19 protein-coding genes are annotated in these 16,527 nt (G+C 61.6%); 5 read left to right on the top strand and 14 right to left on the bottom strand.

Features of this window, described 5'->3' with window-relative positions; genetic code table 11:
• Positions 1–50 precede the first annotated feature (50 nt).
• Positions 51–776, bottom strand: a complete 726-nt coding sequence (pgeF, locus tag KVG91_RS01570; protein ID WP_169377722.1) for a peptidoglycan editing factor PgeF — start codon at positions 774–776, stop codon at positions 51–53.
• Complete coding sequence (gene rluD / locus KVG91_RS01575) at positions 773–1,735, bottom strand: 23S rRNA pseudouridine(1911/1915/1917) synthase RluD (RefSeq protein WP_005784662.1); 963 nt, start codon at positions 1,733–1,735, stop codon at positions 773–775. Before rluD ends, pgeF begins: the two co-directional genes overlap by 4 nt.
• A gap of 149 nt (positions 1,736–1,884) precedes the next feature.
• Between rluD and KVG91_RS01580 the strand changes: the two genes are divergently transcribed.
• Entirely contained in the window at positions 1,885–2,910 is a 1,026-nt protein-coding gene (locus tag KVG91_RS01580) for an outer membrane protein assembly factor BamD (protein WP_169377721.1), read from the top strand.
• Positions 2,911–3,034: 124 nt separating this feature from the next.
• Positions 3,035–3,268 carry a PP0621 family protein gene (locus KVG91_RS01585; RefSeq protein WP_169377720.1) on the top strand — a complete coding sequence of 78 codons (234 nt, stop codon included), beginning with the start codon at positions 3,035–3,037 and terminating at the stop codon, positions 3,266–3,268.
• Here KVG91_RS01585 and thiO read toward each other — a convergent pair.
• From thiO to pilV, 5 genes are all read right to left on the bottom strand, one after another.
• Entirely contained in the window at positions 3,255–4,364 is a 1,110-nt protein-coding gene (thiO, locus tag KVG91_RS01590; RefSeq protein WP_169377719.1) for a glycine oxidase ThiO, read from the bottom strand. The genes KVG91_RS01585 and thiO overlap by 14 nt on opposite strands.
• 62 nt (positions 4,365–4,426) lie before the next feature.
• A complete protein-coding gene (locus KVG91_RS01595; RefSeq protein WP_169377718.1) occupies positions 4,427–4,828 on the bottom strand; it encodes a type IV pilin protein in 402 nt (133 codons plus the stop codon).
• A gap of 11 nt (positions 4,829–4,839) precedes the next feature.
• Positions 4,840–5,370, bottom strand: a complete 531-nt coding sequence (locus KVG91_RS01600; protein ID WP_169377717.1) for a PilX N-terminal domain-containing pilus assembly protein — start codon at positions 5,368–5,370, stop codon at positions 4,840–4,842.
• A 5-nt stretch (positions 5,371–5,375) separates the two neighbouring features.
• Entirely contained in the window at positions 5,376–6,083 is a 708-nt protein-coding gene (locus tag KVG91_RS01605; protein WP_169377716.1) for a prepilin-type N-terminal cleavage/methylation domain-containing protein, read from the bottom strand.
• Positions 6,080–6,565, bottom strand: coding sequence for a type IV pilus modification protein PilV (pilV, locus tag KVG91_RS01610; protein WP_169377715.1), 486 nt, complete (start codon positions 6,563–6,565; stop codon positions 6,080–6,082). The genes KVG91_RS01605 and pilV overlap by 4 nt, the downstream gene beginning before the upstream one ends.
• Positions 6,566–6,758: 193 nt before the next feature.
• Here pilV and KVG91_RS01615 point away from each other — a divergent pair, with 193 nt between their 5' ends.
• Positions 6,759–7,289 carry a GspH/FimT family pseudopilin gene (locus tag KVG91_RS01615; protein WP_169377714.1) on the top strand — a complete coding sequence of 177 codons (531 nt, stop codon included), beginning with the start codon at positions 6,759–6,761 and terminating at the stop codon, positions 7,287–7,289.
• A gap of 4 nt (positions 7,290–7,293) precedes the next feature.
• On the opposite strand, the gene ispH is transcribed toward KVG91_RS01615, so the two are convergent.
• From ispH to murJ, 6 genes are all read right to left on the bottom strand, one after another.
• The gene (ispH, locus tag KVG91_RS01620; protein WP_076951092.1) at positions 7,294–8,241 is read right to left on the bottom strand and encodes a 4-hydroxy-3-methylbut-2-enyl diphosphate reductase; all 948 of its coding nucleotides are present in this window, start codon (positions 8,239–8,241) and stop codon (positions 7,294–7,296) included.
• Positions 8,242–8,425: 184 nt separating this feature from the next.
• On the bottom strand, positions 8,426–8,878 hold the full coding sequence (fkpB, locus tag KVG91_RS01625; protein WP_169377713.1) for an FKBP-type peptidyl-prolyl cis-trans isomerase: 453 nt from the start codon (positions 8,876–8,878) through the stop codon (positions 8,426–8,428).
• Entirely contained in the window at positions 8,871–9,380 is a 510-nt protein-coding gene (gene lspA, locus KVG91_RS01630; protein ID WP_169377724.1) for a signal peptidase II, read from the bottom strand. Before lspA ends, fkpB begins: the two co-directional genes overlap by 8 nt.
• Before the next feature lie 7 nt (positions 9,381–9,387).
• Positions 9,388–12,219 carry an isoleucine--tRNA ligase gene (ileS, locus tag KVG91_RS01635; RefSeq protein ID WP_169377712.1) on the bottom strand — a complete coding sequence of 944 codons (2,832 nt, stop codon included), beginning with the start codon at positions 12,217–12,219 and terminating at the stop codon, positions 9,388–9,390.
• A gap of 14 nt (positions 12,220–12,233) precedes the next feature.
• A complete protein-coding gene (ribF, locus tag KVG91_RS01640; RefSeq protein WP_169377711.1) occupies positions 12,234–13,172 on the bottom strand; it encodes a bifunctional riboflavin kinase/FAD synthetase in 939 nt (312 codons plus the stop codon).
• Positions 13,173–13,291: 119 nt separating this feature from the next.
• A complete protein-coding gene (murJ, locus tag KVG91_RS01645) occupies positions 13,292–14,830 on the bottom strand; it encodes a murein biosynthesis integral membrane protein MurJ (RefSeq protein WP_169377710.1) in 1,539 nt (512 codons plus the stop codon).
• Positions 14,831–15,083: 253 nt separating this feature from the next.
• On the opposite strand from murJ, the gene rpsT reads away from it, so the two are divergent.
• The gene (gene rpsT / locus KVG91_RS01650; protein WP_169377709.1) at positions 15,084–15,362 is read left to right on the top strand and encodes a 30S ribosomal protein S20; all 279 of its coding nucleotides are present in this window, start codon (positions 15,084–15,086) and stop codon (positions 15,360–15,362) included.
• Between the two features lie 336 nt (positions 15,363–15,698).
• Here the strand turns inward: rpsT and KVG91_RS01655 are convergent, their stop codons facing one another.
• Positions 15,699–16,184: an FKBP-type peptidyl-prolyl cis-trans isomerase gene (locus KVG91_RS01655; RefSeq protein ID WP_169377708.1), complete on the bottom strand. Its 486-nt coding sequence runs from the start codon at positions 16,182–16,184 to the stop codon at positions 15,699–15,701.
• On the opposite strand from KVG91_RS01655, the gene KVG91_RS01660 reads away from it, so the two are divergent.
• Positions 16,183–16,473: a DUF3565 domain-containing protein gene (locus KVG91_RS01660; protein ID WP_318840885.1), complete on the top strand. Its 291-nt coding sequence runs from the start codon at positions 16,183–16,185 to the stop codon at positions 16,471–16,473. The two genes, KVG91_RS01655 and KVG91_RS01660, sit on opposite strands and share 2 nt — an antisense overlap.
• Positions 16,474–16,527: the final 54 nt, after the last annotated feature.

Here is a 16,527-nt window from a genome sequence, read left to right on the forward strand (position 1 = left end):
CAAGCGAGCGACGGGTGATATGGATCAGTGTTGAACCCGATCAGGAGAGTCTAGCGGTCAAGCCAGATAAGGGAGGCAAAACGTCCGGTACGCGAATTGCGCCGGTAGGAAAAGAAACGCGGGTCGGTCACCGTGCACAAACCGCCGCCATACACTTCTGTGATGCCGCGCGCGGCCAGGCGCAGGCGGGCCAGCTGATAGATATCGGCCATGAACTTGCCGGGATTGCGGCTGGGTACAAAGGCTTCGGCGGTAGCCGGCAGTTGCCGCATGAAGGCCTCACGCACTTCCGGGCCGACCTCAAAGGCTTGCGGACCGATTGCCGGGCCGAGCCAGACCAACACGTCTTCAGGCCTGGCATCGAGGCGCTCGACCGTTGCTTCCAGCACGCCCGCCGCCAAGCCGCGCCAGCCCGCATGGGCCGCCGCCACGCGGGTGCCGGCGCGGTTGCAGAACAACGCGGGCAGGCAATCGGCGGTCATTGAGGTGCAGGCGATGCCAGGCGTGCTGGTCCAACTGCCATCGGCTTCGACCGTACGGCTCGGGTCAGCCTCGACCACGCTCACGCCGTGGACCTGACGCAACCAGGCCGGCTGGATCGCGAAGGCATCGGTAAGACGGCGGCGATTTTCAAGCACGGCTTGCAGGTTATCCTCAACATGATCGCCCAGGTTGAGGCTGTCGTACGGCGCCAGACTGACGCCACCCGAGCGAGTGGTGACGCAGGCCTTCACCCGAGCCGGCGCAGGCCAGTCAGGAATCAGCCGGTCATTCATCCGATAAACGCCTCGCGATCCTGCTTGAGCAGCGACAGCAACCAGACCAGATCGTCCGGCAGAGGCGATTCCCAGCTCATCCGCTTACCGCTCGTCGGATGGTCCAGCTCCAGGAAACGTGCATGCAGCGCCTGGCGCGGGAAGCTCTTGAGCGATTCAACCATGGTTTGGCTGGCTGCCGGCGGGATACGGAAGCGGCCGCCGTAGGCCGGATCCCCGACCAACGGGAAGTTGATGTGCGCCATGTGCACGCGAATCTGGTGGGTACGCCCGGTTTCCAGCTTGACCCGCACATGGGTGTGGGAACGGAAACGCTCGAGTACACGGTAGTGGCTGACGGCCTGCTTGCCGCCCTCCATCACCGCCATACGCTGGCGCTGCTGGCCGTGACGACCGATTGGCGCGTTGATCTTGCCGCCGGCCACCACCACACCGATCACGATGCACTCGTAGATACGGCTGACGCTGCGGCTTTGCAATTGTGTGACCAACTGCGTCTGTGCCTGAATGGTCTTGGCCACCACCATCAAGCCGGTGGTGTCCTTGTCCAGACGGTGCACGATGCCGCAGCGCGGGACGTTGATGATGTCCGGCACGTGGTGCAGCAAGGCATTGAGCAGGGTGCCATCAGCGTGCCCGGCCGCCGGGTGAACCACCAGGCCTGCGGGTTTGTTGATGACCAGGATGTCGTCGTCTTCATAGACGATGTCCAGCTCGATGTCCTGGGCGACCCATTCTCCCTGGGCTTCCTGCTCGGCGGTCAGCTCAAGGATCGCACCGCCATGGACTATGTCTCGCGGGCGGATAACCGCTCCATCCACAGTCAGGCGGCCGTCTTTGATCCAGGCGGAAAGGCGCGAGCGCGAGTGCTCAGCGAATAATTGTGCGGCGACTTGATCGAGGCGTTGGCCGCCCAATTCGGACGGCACCTCTGCGCGAAGTTCAATTTTATCGGACATGCTCAGACTAGGCGTGGCACAGCCTTTGGTTTCGGCTGCGCGCTTGTGGTTAAATACGGCGTCTTTTGCCCCGAGGCTTTCAACGGGGCGCTCATCATAACAGGACGGCCCCGCCCAAGACAGCGGCCGTCATAGGGACGCAAGCCGCCATGCAAGTGAAACACCTGCTGCTGATCGCCATCCTCGCCATGACTGCTGCTTGCTCGTCAACAAAGGAAGTCGTCGACGAAAACCTGAGCGAAGTCGAGCTGTATCAACAAGCTCAAAAAGACTTGGACAATAATAGCTATACCAGCGCCACAGCGAAGCTGAAGGCACTGGAGTCGCGCTATCCGTTCGGACGCTACGCCGACCAGGCCCAGCTCGAACTGATCTACGCCAACTACAAGAACGCCGAGCCGGAAGCTGCCAAGTCCGCCGCCGAGCGTTTCATCCGCCTGCATCCGCAGCACCCGAACGTCGACTACGCCTACTACATGAAGGGCCTGACCTCGTTCGACCAGGACGTCGGTCTGCTGGCGCGCTTCCTGCCGCTGGACATGACCAAGCGTGACCCGGGCGCCGCGCGCGACTCCTACAACGAGTTCGCTCAGCTGACCAGCCGCTACCCCAACAGCCGCTACGCGCCGGACGCCAAGCAGCGCATGATCTACCTGCGCAACCTGCTGGCGTCTTACGAGATCCACGTGGCTCACTACTACCTGACCCGTCAGGCCTACGTAGCGGCCGCCAACCGTGGCCGTTACGTGGTGGAGAACTTCCAGGAAACCCCATCGGTGGGTGACGGCCTGGCCGTGATGACGGAGGCTTACCAGCGCCTGCACCTGGACGACCTGGCCAGCACCAGCCTGGAAACCCTGAAGCTCAACTACCCGGATCACCCGAGCCTGAACGACGGCAAGTTCGTGCCCCAGGTTGACGAGGCGGACAACCGTTCGTGGCTGAGCAAGTACACCCTGGGCCTGATCGAGTCCCGTCCACCGTTGCCGCCGGGCGAAACCCGCGCCAACCAGGACGTGGTCAAACAGTACCAGGACGCCAAGGACGCCATCCCTTCGGACCTCAAGCCCCACGACGAGAACGGCGACGTGATCGAAGAGGAAGAACCAGAGGCCCTGGGCAACAACCAGGACCGCTCGTGGTTCAGCTACATGACGTTTGGTGTGTTCGACTGATTGCATCCTGCGCCATCAAAAAGGAGCCTTTCGAGGCTCCTTTTTTGTGGGCGGTATCATTGCGCTGTGCGCCCGGCATGTCCTTGGCTAAACTGGCGCATTCCTTGTCGAGAAACCGCCCATCATGCTTCGTCTACTGTTCTGGATAGCTGTCATTGCCGCCGCGGTATGGTTCTGGCGCACATTCAAAAGCCCGGCCGCTAAGCGAGAGCGTGCCAGCGAGCCCGGCGCCGCACTGATGGTGCGCTGCGCCCACTGCGGCGTGCATCTGCCACAGGATCGCGCCTTGAGTTCGCGCCAGGAGTGGTATTGCACACAGGCGCACCTGGAACAAGGGCCGAAGTCTATCCAGCGCTGAGCCGGCCCTCGGGCGCATAAGGCGTCGGGTCGATGATGGGCGCACGCGCCAGCAGCAAATCGGCAAACAATTGGCAGGACGCTGGTGCCAGTACCAGGCCGTTGCGGTAATGCCCGCAGTTGAGCCACAACCCCTTGAAGCCCGGCACCCGGCCGATGTACGGGATGCCCTGCGGCGAACCGGGGCGCAACCCGGCCCAATGCCCCACCACTTCGGCGTCGGCCAAGGCGGGGATCAACTCCAGCGCTGATGCCTTGAGGCTTTCCAGGGCTGTTTTGGTGGGAGTCTTGTCGAACCCTTCATGCTCCAGGGTACTGCCGATCAAGATATGGCCGTCACGTCGAGGGATCGCATAACGCCCCTTGGCGAGGACCATGCTCGACAGGAAGTCCGAGGCGCATTTGTACAGGATCATCTGGCCTTTGACCGGCTCGACCGGTAACGACAGGCCCAGCGTGCCGAGCAGCTCACCGCTCCACGCCCCTGCCGCCAGCACGACCTGATCGCCCAGCACCGGTCCCTCAGCGGTGTACACGCCCACCACATCGCCAGCGTCCAGGACAAACCCGGTCACTTCGCACTGCTCATGAACGGTCACGCCGGGCAACGCCAGCAGCGCCGCCTTGAGGGACTTGACCAGCCGCGGGTTGCGCACATTGGCGACGTTGGCCATGTAGATCGCCTGGGAGTACCCGCCGCCCAGCACCGGAACGGCATCATGGGCAGCCGAGACGTCCACTTTGCTCAATGGGCGCCCTTCCCGTGCAGCCCAAGCCAGGGCTTCGGCCTCGTCGTCCAGGTCCAGCCAATACAGGCCAGTGGTATGTACCTCGGGGTCAACACCCGTCGCGGCAAACAGACGCTGCGCCAGCTGCGGATAAAAATCCTGGGACCAATGCGCCAGCGCGGTGACTGCCGGGCTGTAGCGCCAGGGATACAGCGGCGAAACAATGCCACCGCCCGCCCAGGATGACTCCTGGCCCAACCCGGCGCGCTCCAGCAACACCACCGCTTGCCCTTGGCTCGCCAAGTTGAACGCCGTCAACAAGCCGATGACTCCGCCACCGACAATCACTACCCGCTGCTGCTCTGCCATCATTTGATCCAGCTGATAAATAGGAACAAGCGCACCCGGCGCCCAATCATCCAGCATCTTCATTATTGCCCCCAGCACAGCTTGCGCGACATTCCCGGTGCCGCGCCCGGGTTTTCCCGCGCAGTGGTGCTGCTCAGGCTGAAGTCGCCGCAAGGGTCGCCGAACATTACCGAGTCGACGGCAGGCGTGGCCACCAACTGGAAATCCTGAGGGTTCAATGCAGCGCTGATTCTATAGCGATCATTGCCCGCACTGACGCCGTCTGCGTCAATAAAAGTGCCATTCCTCGTATAAAAGCGCTCCAAGTGCTGAGCCTGCTCCGTCAGCAACGCGACGATTTCAGCGCGATAGGCCTTTTTCATGTGGCCGGTGTACCCGGGATACGCGATCCCGGCCAATACCGCGATGACCGCCACGGCGATCAGTAACTCGATCAGGGTAAACCCCTGGCTATCCCTGCCCATTCCATTGCTCCCTATTGAAGTTGCCGCCATGCCACACGCCGAAATCGCGCGCCGCTCTCCTCTTCTACCCGCGCATAAACGCTCTCCAGCACCGTGCGCACCTGGCCGCTCAGCCCGACTGCGGTCACTCGATAAACGGATGCCGGGGTGTGTGGCGGTAGCTGCGCCAGCCCTACCGCAGGCCCCAGAAACTGGATGCCGTACAGGCCGCCCTTCAGCGCCACCCACGTCATGCCCGAAACAGGGTCCACGCCGGGCCCAAGCACCGAAAAAGCCGCTTGCGGTGGCGCACAGATGGCAACCGACTGGCACACCGGCAGCGCTGCAAAGGACCGCCGTACGGCAGACTCTCCGTGCCGCAAACCGCTTTCGGCACTTTGCAGCGACTGATTGCGGTGCCAGAGGCTGCTGGTGATCTTTTGCTGGGTAATGGCGCCTTGCATCGATGACAAACCGACCAGCGACACCAGCAACAGGAACACCAGGCTGATCAGCAGCACCATGCCTGCCTGGCGCAAGCGCAAACCTTCCGTCAGCATCATGCGCCCTACCCCAGCCGGTTTCGCAGCGCCGCTACGACGCTGTAGGTTTGATCTTTTACCCGACCGGTCGGATCCTGCAGCGTCATCAGGATGCGCACACTGCGTACCAGGGACAGGTCGGCCGGGCTCGCGTCGTAGCGCGCCACCTCCATTGATGAAGGCTTGGCGGCCACGCCAAAGCTGATATCGAATGCCTGCACGTTATCCACCAACACAGCCTTGGCCGGAGCCGCAGGCGTGCTGACCTTCAATTGCCTCGCTTCAAAGGTGTAGGTGAGCTGGCGCAATGCAAAACGGATCTGGCCGGGCGCAGGTGCGGGGGCGCTTGCTGCATATGCCTGGGCGGTACCGGTGCAGTCGGACAACACGGTCCAGTCCGGCTTGCCGCTCTCATCACCGACATCCGCAGTCACCAGCGTGAGCGACTTTGCACCGGCCCCGGCCGCCCAACTGACAGGCTGGTCAAAGGCTGGCGGGGCGTTGTCGATGGCCCCCGTGGCCAGACAGCCGAACATGCCGGCCTGGCGGATATCCTGGGTCATCTTGCCCAGCACGAACCGCGCATCATCCTGCAGCAGCATGGCGGCCTGCTGGCTGGCGTGGGTGGCATTGGCGCTGATCACGACCTGGCTGGCGCCCAGTAGCAGCACCAAGCCCAGTGCCAAGGCCAGCAATAGCTCCACCAGGCTGAAACCGCGACTACGACGCCTCATCGGGCCACCCCCGGCTCATCACTGATACGACTGGTGAGGGTGAAGGTTTCCCTCGCGCCCGGCCTGTGAGCTCCTCGACTGTCATCCCAACTGATGCTGACAGTCACTTCGCTTGCGCTGACCGCCACCGAACCTTTGCCGCTCTCCCCGGCAAAGCCACGGATATTGGCCTCGAAATCATGCAGGTCCAGGTCGCGCACGCTGGCGTTAGCCATGCTCGCCCCGGCACGCCCGGACCGCCCCCATGCGTAGTCGGCTGCGGAATTGGCGCGGATGCGATCAAGCATGTCATAGGCAATGAAACTGGCCTGGCTGGTCATCCTGGCACGGTCGGTGTACTTGAGCGCGTTGAGTTGGACCACTGCCGCGCCCAGCAGGCCAACGGCGAGGATCAGCACTGCGACCAGCACCTCGATCAGCGTCATGCCAACTTGGTGCCGAGGCAAATCCTGGGAAAAACCGGTGTGGGGGCAGGCAAGCATTACCGTCGTCATCCGTGTCGAGGGCCGAGAAAGAGCAGCTCAAAGCTGCTGTGCGACCCAAGACTAGCGCCGGTTTTTCACCGGCGCCGCTCCAGGAACAAAGGGAAATACTTTGGACATAAAGGCCACCATCCAGCGGCGCAGTCCGGGCGCTATACCTAAGGCTCTACCCACATCCACGGAGGGATGACACATGCGCCAACGAGGCTTCACCTTGATAGAACTGCTGCTCGGACTGATCGTCAGCGGCATCCTGGCCAACCTGGCCGTGCCCGGCTTCAAGAGCCTGCTGGCATCACAGCAACGGCATGGCGCGGCACAGTCCCTGGCGGCAGGGCTGCGTTATGCACGCACCGAAGCCATCGCCCGCAACCAGGCGGTGGTCATTCACGCTGTGGACGAAGACTGGGGCCGAGGCTGGCGGGTAATCGTGGACGTAAGCGGACGCGGCCACCTGGACGATAGAAACCCAGTGCTGCTGGAGCATCAGGACAGTGGGCAGGTGCCGGTCGTGGGCAATGGGCCGCTGAAGAACCAGGTGCGCTTCAGCGGGTTGGGCGAACCGGTGTTTTCAGGCGGAGGGTTTCGTGCCGGCACTGTGCATGTGTGTGCCAGGGACCAGGCACAGAGCCTGTTTCAGGTCGTCGTGGCGCCCAGCGGGCGCATCAGCCTGCGCAGCGACAGGGCCGAACAGGCCTTGTGCCGGAGCGACTCCGGCAGATGAGCCATCAGAGCAGCGAGCGAACCCGCAGCTCCTTGGGCATGGAGAAGGTGATGTTCTCCTCGCGCCCAGCCAACTCATCGGCGCCCGTGGCACCCCAGGCGTGCAGTTGCTGGATCACACCACGTACCAGCACTTCCGGCGCCGAAGCGCCCGCCGTGATGCCGATACGCTCGACACCCTCAAACCAACTGCGCTGCATATCTTCGGCACCGTCGATCAGGTACGCCGGCGTTGCCATGCGCTCAGCCAGTTCGCGCAGGCGGTTGGAGTTGGAGCTGTTGGGGCTGCCCACTACCAGCACCACATCACACTCATCAGCGAGTTGCTTGACCGCGTCCTGGCGGTTTTGGGTGGCGTAGCAGATGTCGTCCTTGCGCGGCCCGCCAATGGCCGGGAAGCGACTGCGCAGCGCGTCGATCACGCGGCTGGTGTCGTCCATGGACAAGGTGGTCTGGGTCACGAACGCCAGGCGCTCGGGGTTATGCACCTGCAGGTTGGCGACGTCTTTTTCGTCTTCAACCAGGTAAATGGCGCCACCATTGCCAGCATCGTACTGGCCCATGGTGCCTTCGACTTCCGGGTGCCCGGCATGGCCGATCAGGATGCACTCTCGACCGTCACGGCTGTAGCGCGCGACTTCGATGTGCACCTTGGTCACCAGCGGGCAGGTCGCGTCGAAGACTTTCAGGCCACGGCCTGCCGCTTCGGTACGTACGGCCTGGGAGACACCGTGGGCGCTGAAGATGACGATCACGTCATCCGGCACCTGGTCCAGCTCTTCGACAAAGATGGCACCGCGCGCGCGCAGGTCTTCGACCACGAATTTATTGTGGACGACTTCATGGCGCACGTAGATCGGCGGTCCGAAGACTTCCAGGGCGCGGTTTACGATTTCGATCGCCCGGTCCACACCGGCGCAGAAGCCACGGGGGTTGGCGAGTTTGATTTGCATGCTGTGCCTCGTGTCTTGCATGGCAAGAAATAGGATCGACTCAGCCCTTGAGGGACTGACTCCTGTGGGAGCTGGCTTGCCTGCGATTGCATCACCTCGGTATAGCTGAGGTACCGAGGTGCCTGCATCGCAGGCAAGCCAGCTCCCACACAAGCCCGGCTCCCACAGGAACCGGATTCTTCAGTCAGAGCGCTTTAACGTCGATGATTTCAACGTCGAACGTCAAGGCTTTACCGGCCAACGGGTGGTTGAAGTCGATGGTCACTTGCGCGTCATCGAAGGTTTTCACCACACCGGGCAGCTCTGTATTCGCCGCATCGTTGAAGATCACCAGCAAGCCTTCCGACAGGTCCATGTCCTGGAACTGCGACCGCGGGATGATCTGCACATTTTGCGGGTTGGGCTGGCCAAAGGCGTTTTCCGGCAGGATCTGCAGGGTACGCTTGTCACCGGCCTTGAAGCCGAACAGAGCCGCTTCGAAACCCGGCAGCAGGTTGCCGTCGCCGACCTTGAAGGTGGCGGGGGCTTTGTCGAACGTGCTGTCGACCGTGTCGCCATTCTCCAGGCGCAGTGCGAAATGCAAGGTGACTTCCGTGTTCTGGCCGATGCGTTGCCCGGCCAATACCTGATCAGTCATTGACGGTCTCTCCGGTTTTCTTACTTTTGAACATGTCCAACGCCAGCATGATTGCGCCGACGGTGATGGCACTGTCGGCAAAATTGAACGCCGGGAAGTAGTGACGGTTCTGCCAGTGCACCAGGATAAAGTCGATCACATGGCCCAGGGCAATGCGGTCGTACAGGTTGCCCAGCGCGCCGCCCAGCACCAGGGCCAAGGCGATGGCCAGCCAGGTGTCATCGCGCCCCAGGCGCTTGAGCCACACCACCAGCACCGCACTGACCACCAGCGCGATCACGGCGAACAGCCAGCGCTGCCAGCCGCCACCGTCGGCGAGGAAGCTGAACGCCGCGCCGGTGTTGTAGGCCAGGGTCCAGCTGAAGTAATCCGGGATCACCACGATTTGCTGGAACATCTGCAGGGAGCCTTCAAAATGAGCCTTGCTGACCTGGTCGATGACCAGCACCAACAGGCTCAGCGCGAGCCAGCCCAGGCGCCCGAAACGACCGGCATCAGGCATGCTTTTACTAAGCATAGTGGCGAACCTCGCCAGCACCGCTGATGTTGTCGACACAACGACCGCAGATTTCCGGATGCTCAGGGTTCACACCGACGTCCTCACGGCAGTGCCAGCAGCGGGCGCACTTGGGGAAGGCCGACTTGACCACTTTGAGCTTGAGGCCAGGGACTTCGGTGGCGACCGCGTCCGTCGGCGCCTGGGCAAACGGTGCCAGGCTGGCGGTAGAGGTGATCAACACGAAGCGCAGCTCGTTGCTCAATTTGGCCAGGTCGGCACTCAGGCCTTCCTCGGCGAACAGGGTGACTTCGGCTTGCAGGTTGCCACCGACGGCCTTGGCCGCACGCTGCACTTCCAGCTCCTTGTTCACCGCAACCTTCACGGCCATCACGCCTTCCCAGTACTCGCGGCCCAGTTCGAAGTCGGCCGGCAGTTCGGTCAGGCCCTCGTACCAGGTGTTGAGCATGACGGACTCGTTACGCTCGCCCGGCAGGTATTCCCACAGTTCGTCGGCGGTGAAAGCCAGGATCGGCGCGATCCAGCGCACCAGCGCCTCGCTGATGTGGTACAGCGCGGTCTGAGCCGAGCGGCGCGCCTTGCTGTTGGCGCCGGTGGTGTACTGACGGTCCTTGATGATGTCGAGGTAAAACCCACCCAGCTCCTGCACGCAGAAGTTATGGATCTTCGAGTAGACGTTCCAGAAACGGTATTCGCCGTAGCTTTCCTGCAACTCGCGCTGCAGCAACAGCGCGCGATCCATGGCCCAACGGTCGAGGGCGAGCATGTCCTCGGCCGGCAGGATGTCGGTGGCCGGGTTGAAGCCGGTCAGGTTCGACAGCATGAAGCGTGCGGTATTACGGATGCGACGGTAGGCGTCGGCACTGCGAGCCAGGATCTGCTCGGAGACGGCGATTTCGCCCGAATAATCGGTCGAGGCGACCCACAGACGCATGATGTCGGCGCCCAGGGTGTCGTTGATCTTTTTCGGCTCGATCACGTTCTTCAACGACTTGGACATCTTGCGGCCGTTTTCGTCGACGGTGAAGCCGTGGGTCAGCAGTTCCCGGTACGGTGCGTGGTTGTCGATGGCGCAACCGGTCAGCAGCGACGAGTGGAACCAGCCGCGGTGCTGGTCCGAACCTTCCAGGTACAGGTCGGCACGCGGGCCGGTCTCGTGGCCCATTGGGTGGGAACCGCGCAGCACGTGCCAATGGGTGGTGCCCGAGTCGAACCACACGTCGAGGGTGTCGCTGATCTTGTCGTACTGCGGCGCTTCGTCGCCCAGCAGTTCGGCGGCGTCCATCTTGAACCAGGCTTCGATGCCTTCCTGCTCAACGCGCTGGGCCACGACTTCCATCAGTTCGACGGTGCGCGGGTGCAACTCGCCGCTTTCCTTGTTCAGGAAGAACGGAATCGGCACGCCCCAGTTACGCTGGCGGGAGATGCACCAGTCCGGACGGTTGGCGATCATCGAATGCAGGCGCGCCTGGCCCCAGGCCGGGACGAACTTGGTTTCATCGACGGCCTTGAGCGAACGCACACGTAGGGTATCGCCGCTCGTCGGCTGTTTGTCCATGCCGATAAACCACTGCGCGGTGGCGCGGTAGATCAACGGGGTCTTGTGACGCCAGCAATGCATGTAGCTGTGCTGGATGGTGGCGGTTTGCATCAGCGCACCGACTTCACGCAGCTTTTCGATGATCGCCGCATCGGCCTTGAAGATGAACTCGCCGCCGAAGAACTCCAGCGACGGTACGTACACGCCGTTGCTTTGCACCGGGCTGATGATGTCATCGTTGACCAGGCCATACTTTTTGCAGATCACAAAGTCGTCGACGCCGTAGGCAGGCGAGCAGTGAACGATGCCGGTACCCGAGCCCAGTTCAACGTAGTCAGCCAGGTATACGGGCGACAGGCGGTCATAAAACGGGTGACGGAAATTGATCAGTTCCAGCGCGGAGCCGGTGGTGGTGGCGATCACCGAACCTTGCAGTTCATAGCGGGCCAGGCAGGCCTCGACCATTTCTTCAGCGAGCACCAGCAGGCGGTCACCGACGTCCACCAGGGCGTAGGTGAATTCCGGGTGCACGTTCAGCGCCTGGTTGGCCGGGATGGTCCACGGGGTGGTGGTCCAGATCACGATGGCCGCGGGCTTGGCCAGCGACGCCAGGCCGAACGCCTGGGCCAGCTTGGCCTCGTCGGCGATCGGGAAGGCTACGTCAATGGTCGACGACTCTTTGTTTTCGTATTCGACTTCCGCTTCGGCCAGTGCAGAGCCGCAGTTAAAGCACCAGTTCACGGGCTTGAGACCCTTGAACACGAAACCGCCCTTGACGATTTCGGCCAAGGCACGGATTTCACCGGCCTCGTTCGTGAAGCTCATGGTCTTGTAGGGGTTGTCCCACTCGCCCAACACGCCCAGGCGGATGAATTCGGACTTCTGCCCTTCGATCTGCTCGGCAGCGTAGGCACGGCACAGTTCGCGGGTTTTGTCCGCGCCCAGGTTCTTGCCGTGGGTCACTTCGACTTTGTGTTCGATCGGCAGGCCGTGGCAGTCCCAACCCGGGACATACGGCGCGTCGAAGCCCGAAAGGGTTTTCGAGCGCAGGATCATGTCCTTGAGAATCTTGTTCAGCGCATGACCGATGTGAATCGTGCCGTTGGCATAAGGAGGGCCGTCGTGCAGGACGAACTTCGGACGATCCTTGCCAATTTCGCGCAACTTTCCGTACAGGCCAATACTGTCCCAGCGCTGCAGTATCTGCGGTTCGCGCTGTGGCAGGCCGGCCTTCATTGGGAAGGCGGTGTCCGGAAGGTTTAGCGTGGCTTTATAGTCGGTCATTTAAGGCTCTTCGGTTAGCGATGGGCGCTAGGTGCGGCTAGTGCACGGGCGGCGGCGACATCCGCATTGATCGCCGTTTTCAACGCCTCAAGGGAGGCGAAACGCTGCTCTTCACGCAGCTTCTGGTGGAAAACCACCGTCAAACGCCGGTCATACAGATCACCGGCAAAATCCAAAAGGTGAACTTCCAGGTGGGCCTTGCCATCACCTGCAACCGTGGGCCTGACGCCTATGTTGGCGACTCCCGGCCACGATTGGCCGTCGATGTCGACGCTGACCAGGTAAACCCCGGTCAGCGGCACACGACGGCGCTTGAGCTGCACGTTGGCGGTTGGCGTGCCCAATTGGCGCGCCAGCTTCTGGCCGTGCAGGACCCGACCGGCAATGCGGAACGGGCGACCGAGCAAACGCTCGGCCAAAGCGAAGTCGGCGGCGGCCAGGGCGTTACGCACCTGGGTACTGCTCACGCGCAGGCCGTCCAGTTCAACGGTTTGCGCGGCTTCGACGGTAAACCCCTGGTTGACGCCGGCCTGTTGCAGGAAATCGAAATCCCCGACGCGGTCGCAACCAAAGCGGAAGTCGTCACCGACCTCCAAATGCTCGACGCCCAGGCCATCGACCAAAATACGGTCGACGAACTCGGCGGCGCTCAGGCTTTGCAAACGCTGGTTGAAGGCCAGGCAGAGGACGCGGTCCACGCCTTCTTCAGCCAGCAGTTGCAGCTTGTCGCGCAAGCGGGCAAGACGGGCCGGCGCAGTCTCGGGGGTAAAATATTCCCGCGGCTGCGGCTCGAAAATCACCACGCAGCTGGGCACACCCAACTCGACCGCGCGCTCGCGCAGCCGGGCCAGGATAGCCTGGTGGCCACGGTGAACACCGTCAAAGTTGCCAATAGTGGCGACGCAGCCCCGATGCTCGGGGCGCAGGTTGTGGAAACCTCGAACCAGCTGCATAACGCGCTTCTTGCTCATAAAGTGGTCGATTATAACCACACCCGGCCCCGGACGACAGGCAACACCGCAGGCCAAATGAATCGAATCGATAAAACACTCGCTTTATCGCGGCAAACTCTCTAGCTCAACGACTTGCGATTGAAATCCCGTAGGCGGAAGCCTTGCAGCAGCAACATCCCGAAGTACACCACCACCCCCGCCACGACCAGCACGCCAAGACGCATGAAGCGCTCCAACATACCGCCTTCGCTCCAGGCAGGCATAACGTGCATCAGGCCCAGCAACACGGCAGACATCATCGCCACTGCCACCAGCAGCTTGAGGGCAAACAGCCCCCAGCCCGGCTGCGGCTGGAACATCTGCTGTTTGCGCAGTTGGTAAAACAGCAGGCCGGCGTTGATGCACGCACCGGCACTGATCGCCAGGGCCAAACCGGCGTGGGCCAACGGGCCGATAAATACCAGGTTGAGCAATTGCGTGACGATCAGCGTGAAAATCGCGATTTTCACCGGTGTGCGGATGTTTTGCTGGGCATAAAAGCCCGGCGCCAGCACCTTGATCACGATAATGCCCAGCAGACCGACGGAATAGGCGACCAGGGCGTGTTGCGTCATCAAGGCGTCATGGGCATCGAACTGGCCGTATTGAAACAGCGACACGGTCAACGGCTCGGCGAGGATCCCCAGCGCCAACGCACAGGGCAACACCAGCACAAAGCACAGGCGCAGGCCCCAATCGAGAATGCGCGAATATTCCTGGCGATCCTTGCTGGCGTAGGTGCGCGCCAGGGTCGGCAGCAGGATCGTGCCCAATGCCACGCCCAACACGCCGGACGGCAATTCCATCAGACGGTCGGCGTAGTACATCCATGACACCGAGCCGGACACCAGCAACGAAGCGAACGCGGTGTTGATGATCAGCGAAATCTGGCTGACCGACACGCCAAGGATAGCCGGCAACATGTTGCGCATCACGCGCCATACGCCGGTGTCCTTGAGGTTCAGGCGCGGCAGGACGAGCATGCCGATCTTTTTCAGGTGCGGCAGTTGGTAGAGCAATTGCGCCAGGCCGCCAGCCAGTACGGCCCAACCCAGGGCCATCACCGGCGGATCGAAGTACGGCGTGAGGAACAGCGCGAAGAGGATCATGCTGACGTTCAGCAGGGTCGGCACGAAGGCCGGCACCGAGAACCGGTTCCAGGTATTGAGGATCGCCCCGGCCAACGACGAAAGGGAGATCAGCAATATATAAGGAAAGGTCACGCGCAGCAGATCAGTGGTCAGCGCGAATTTTTCCGGCGTATTGGCAAAGCCCGGCGCCGTGGCCCAGATCACCCAGGGCGCGGCGAGCATGCCGAGGACAGTGACCAGCATCAGCACCAGCGTCAACAGGCCCGAGACGTAGGCGATAAAGGTGCGCGTCGCCTCCTCGCCCTGCTGGGTCTTGTATTCGGCCAGGATCGGCACGAAGGCCTGGGAAAACGCGCCTTCGGCGAAGATCCGCCGCAACAGGTTGGGCAGCTTAAAGGCAATAAAGAAGGCATCCGTGGCCATGCTGGCGCCGAAAATGCGCGCCAGCAGGGTGTCACGCACAAATCCCAAAACCCGGGAGATCATCGTGATAGAGCTGACCGCGGCCAGCGATTTGAGCAGATTCATTGAAAGAGTTTGCGCCTATGGATAAAGAGCAGGCGAACAAAGCGCCCACTTATGCGATACTGCGCGCCTGCAACAGCACAGAGCCAAAGCTCGCGAGTTTACAGGTCAAGCGCCGGAAATAAATCACCCGCCTCTTCAGATCGACCACTCAGCAGTTCGCATCAGCCGCCCTTGACAACCCGTCAAGTCATCGGCATGATTCGCGGCCTATTTTGTTTGCTATTTCCTAAAAAGTCTTTCGAGGAGCTCGACGGTGGCCAACACACCTTCCGCCAAAAAACGTGCAAAACAGGCTGAGAAGCGTCGCAGCCACAACGCCAGCCTGCGTTCCATGGTTCGTACCTACATCAAGAATGTAGTTAAAGCCATCGACACCAAAGACGCTGAAAAAGCCCAAGCTGCTTACGTTCTGGCTGTGCCAGTTATCGACCGTATGGCCGATAAAGGCATCATCCACAAGAACAAGGCCGCTCGTCATAAGAGCCGCCTGAATGGCCACATCAAGGCTATGAGCGTTCCTGCTGCAGCCTAAGTGGTAACAACTGCAACGCAACCCTGGTTGTGAAACAGTTAAGAAATGCCCCGTACCGAAAGGTCCGGGGCATTTTTGTGTGTGCCCCAAAATTACCACTGTCTCTTGTAGTGAGCGGGCTCGCCCCGCGCTGGGTGGCGAAGCCGCCCTAACAAGGCCACCGCGGTTTTTCAGAAAGACCGCGGCGCCTGGATTTAGGGCGGCTTCGCCACCCAGCGCGGGGCGAGCCCGCTCACTACAAAAGCCCGGCAACCCGATTGAATACGCTTTCAGACAGGCAAAAAAACGCCCCGAACCAGTCGGGGCGTTTTGGCTACCGCTTGATCAAACCATCAATCAATGGTGGTGACCGCCTTCACCGTGAACGTGGCCGTGGGCCACTTCTTCCTGGGAAGCGTCGCGAATGGCAACAATCTTCACTTGGAAATTCAGGCGCTGGCCAGCCAACGGGTGGTTACCGTCAACGGTCACGTCGTCGCCATCCAGGTCGCGGATGGTGACGATCTGCATTTGGCCGTCCGGCGCAGAGGCGTGGAACTGCATGCCGACTTCCAGCTCGTCAACGCCTTCGAACATGCTGCGGCTCAGCGTGCTGACCAGCTCGGCCGAGTATTCGCCGTAGGCATCTTCAGGTTCTACGGCAACGTTCAGTTCATCACCAACTGCCTTGCCTTCCAGAGCCTTTTCCAGGCCTGGGATGATGTTACCTGCGCCTTGCAGGTAGACCAGCGGCGCGCCGCCGGCTGAGCTGTCGATGACCTCACCAGCGTCGTTGGTCAGGGTATAGTCGATGGAGACAGCCTTGTTAGCGGCGATCGTCATGGGGCGAGACCTTTTGCATAAGAATGAAGAACGGACAAGTCTAAACAAGGATTTGCCCGAAAGCGAACAGAACCCGGACGGACGGAACCGATCAACGGCATCCTTCATCATCGGGTTCCACCAGGATGACGACCAACACTGGGTGGCCGACCTGTCCTGCGGCCACACCCAGCACTTACGTCACCAGCCGCCCTGGCAGTCGCGCGCCTGGGTGCTCGACCCTGCACAACGTCTTGAAAAAATAGGTCAGCCCTTTGCCTGCGGCTGGTGTGCGCAGGAGCCGGAATAACGATAACCTTGGCACCTGATTCGCGGTAGGCGCTCAGCCATAGAGCGCCACCCA

The organism is Pseudomonas azadiae (genome assembly GCF_019145355.1).
Taxonomy (GTDB): Bacteria; Pseudomonadota; Gammaproteobacteria; order Pseudomonadales; family Pseudomonadaceae; genus Aquipseudomonas; species Aquipseudomonas azadiae.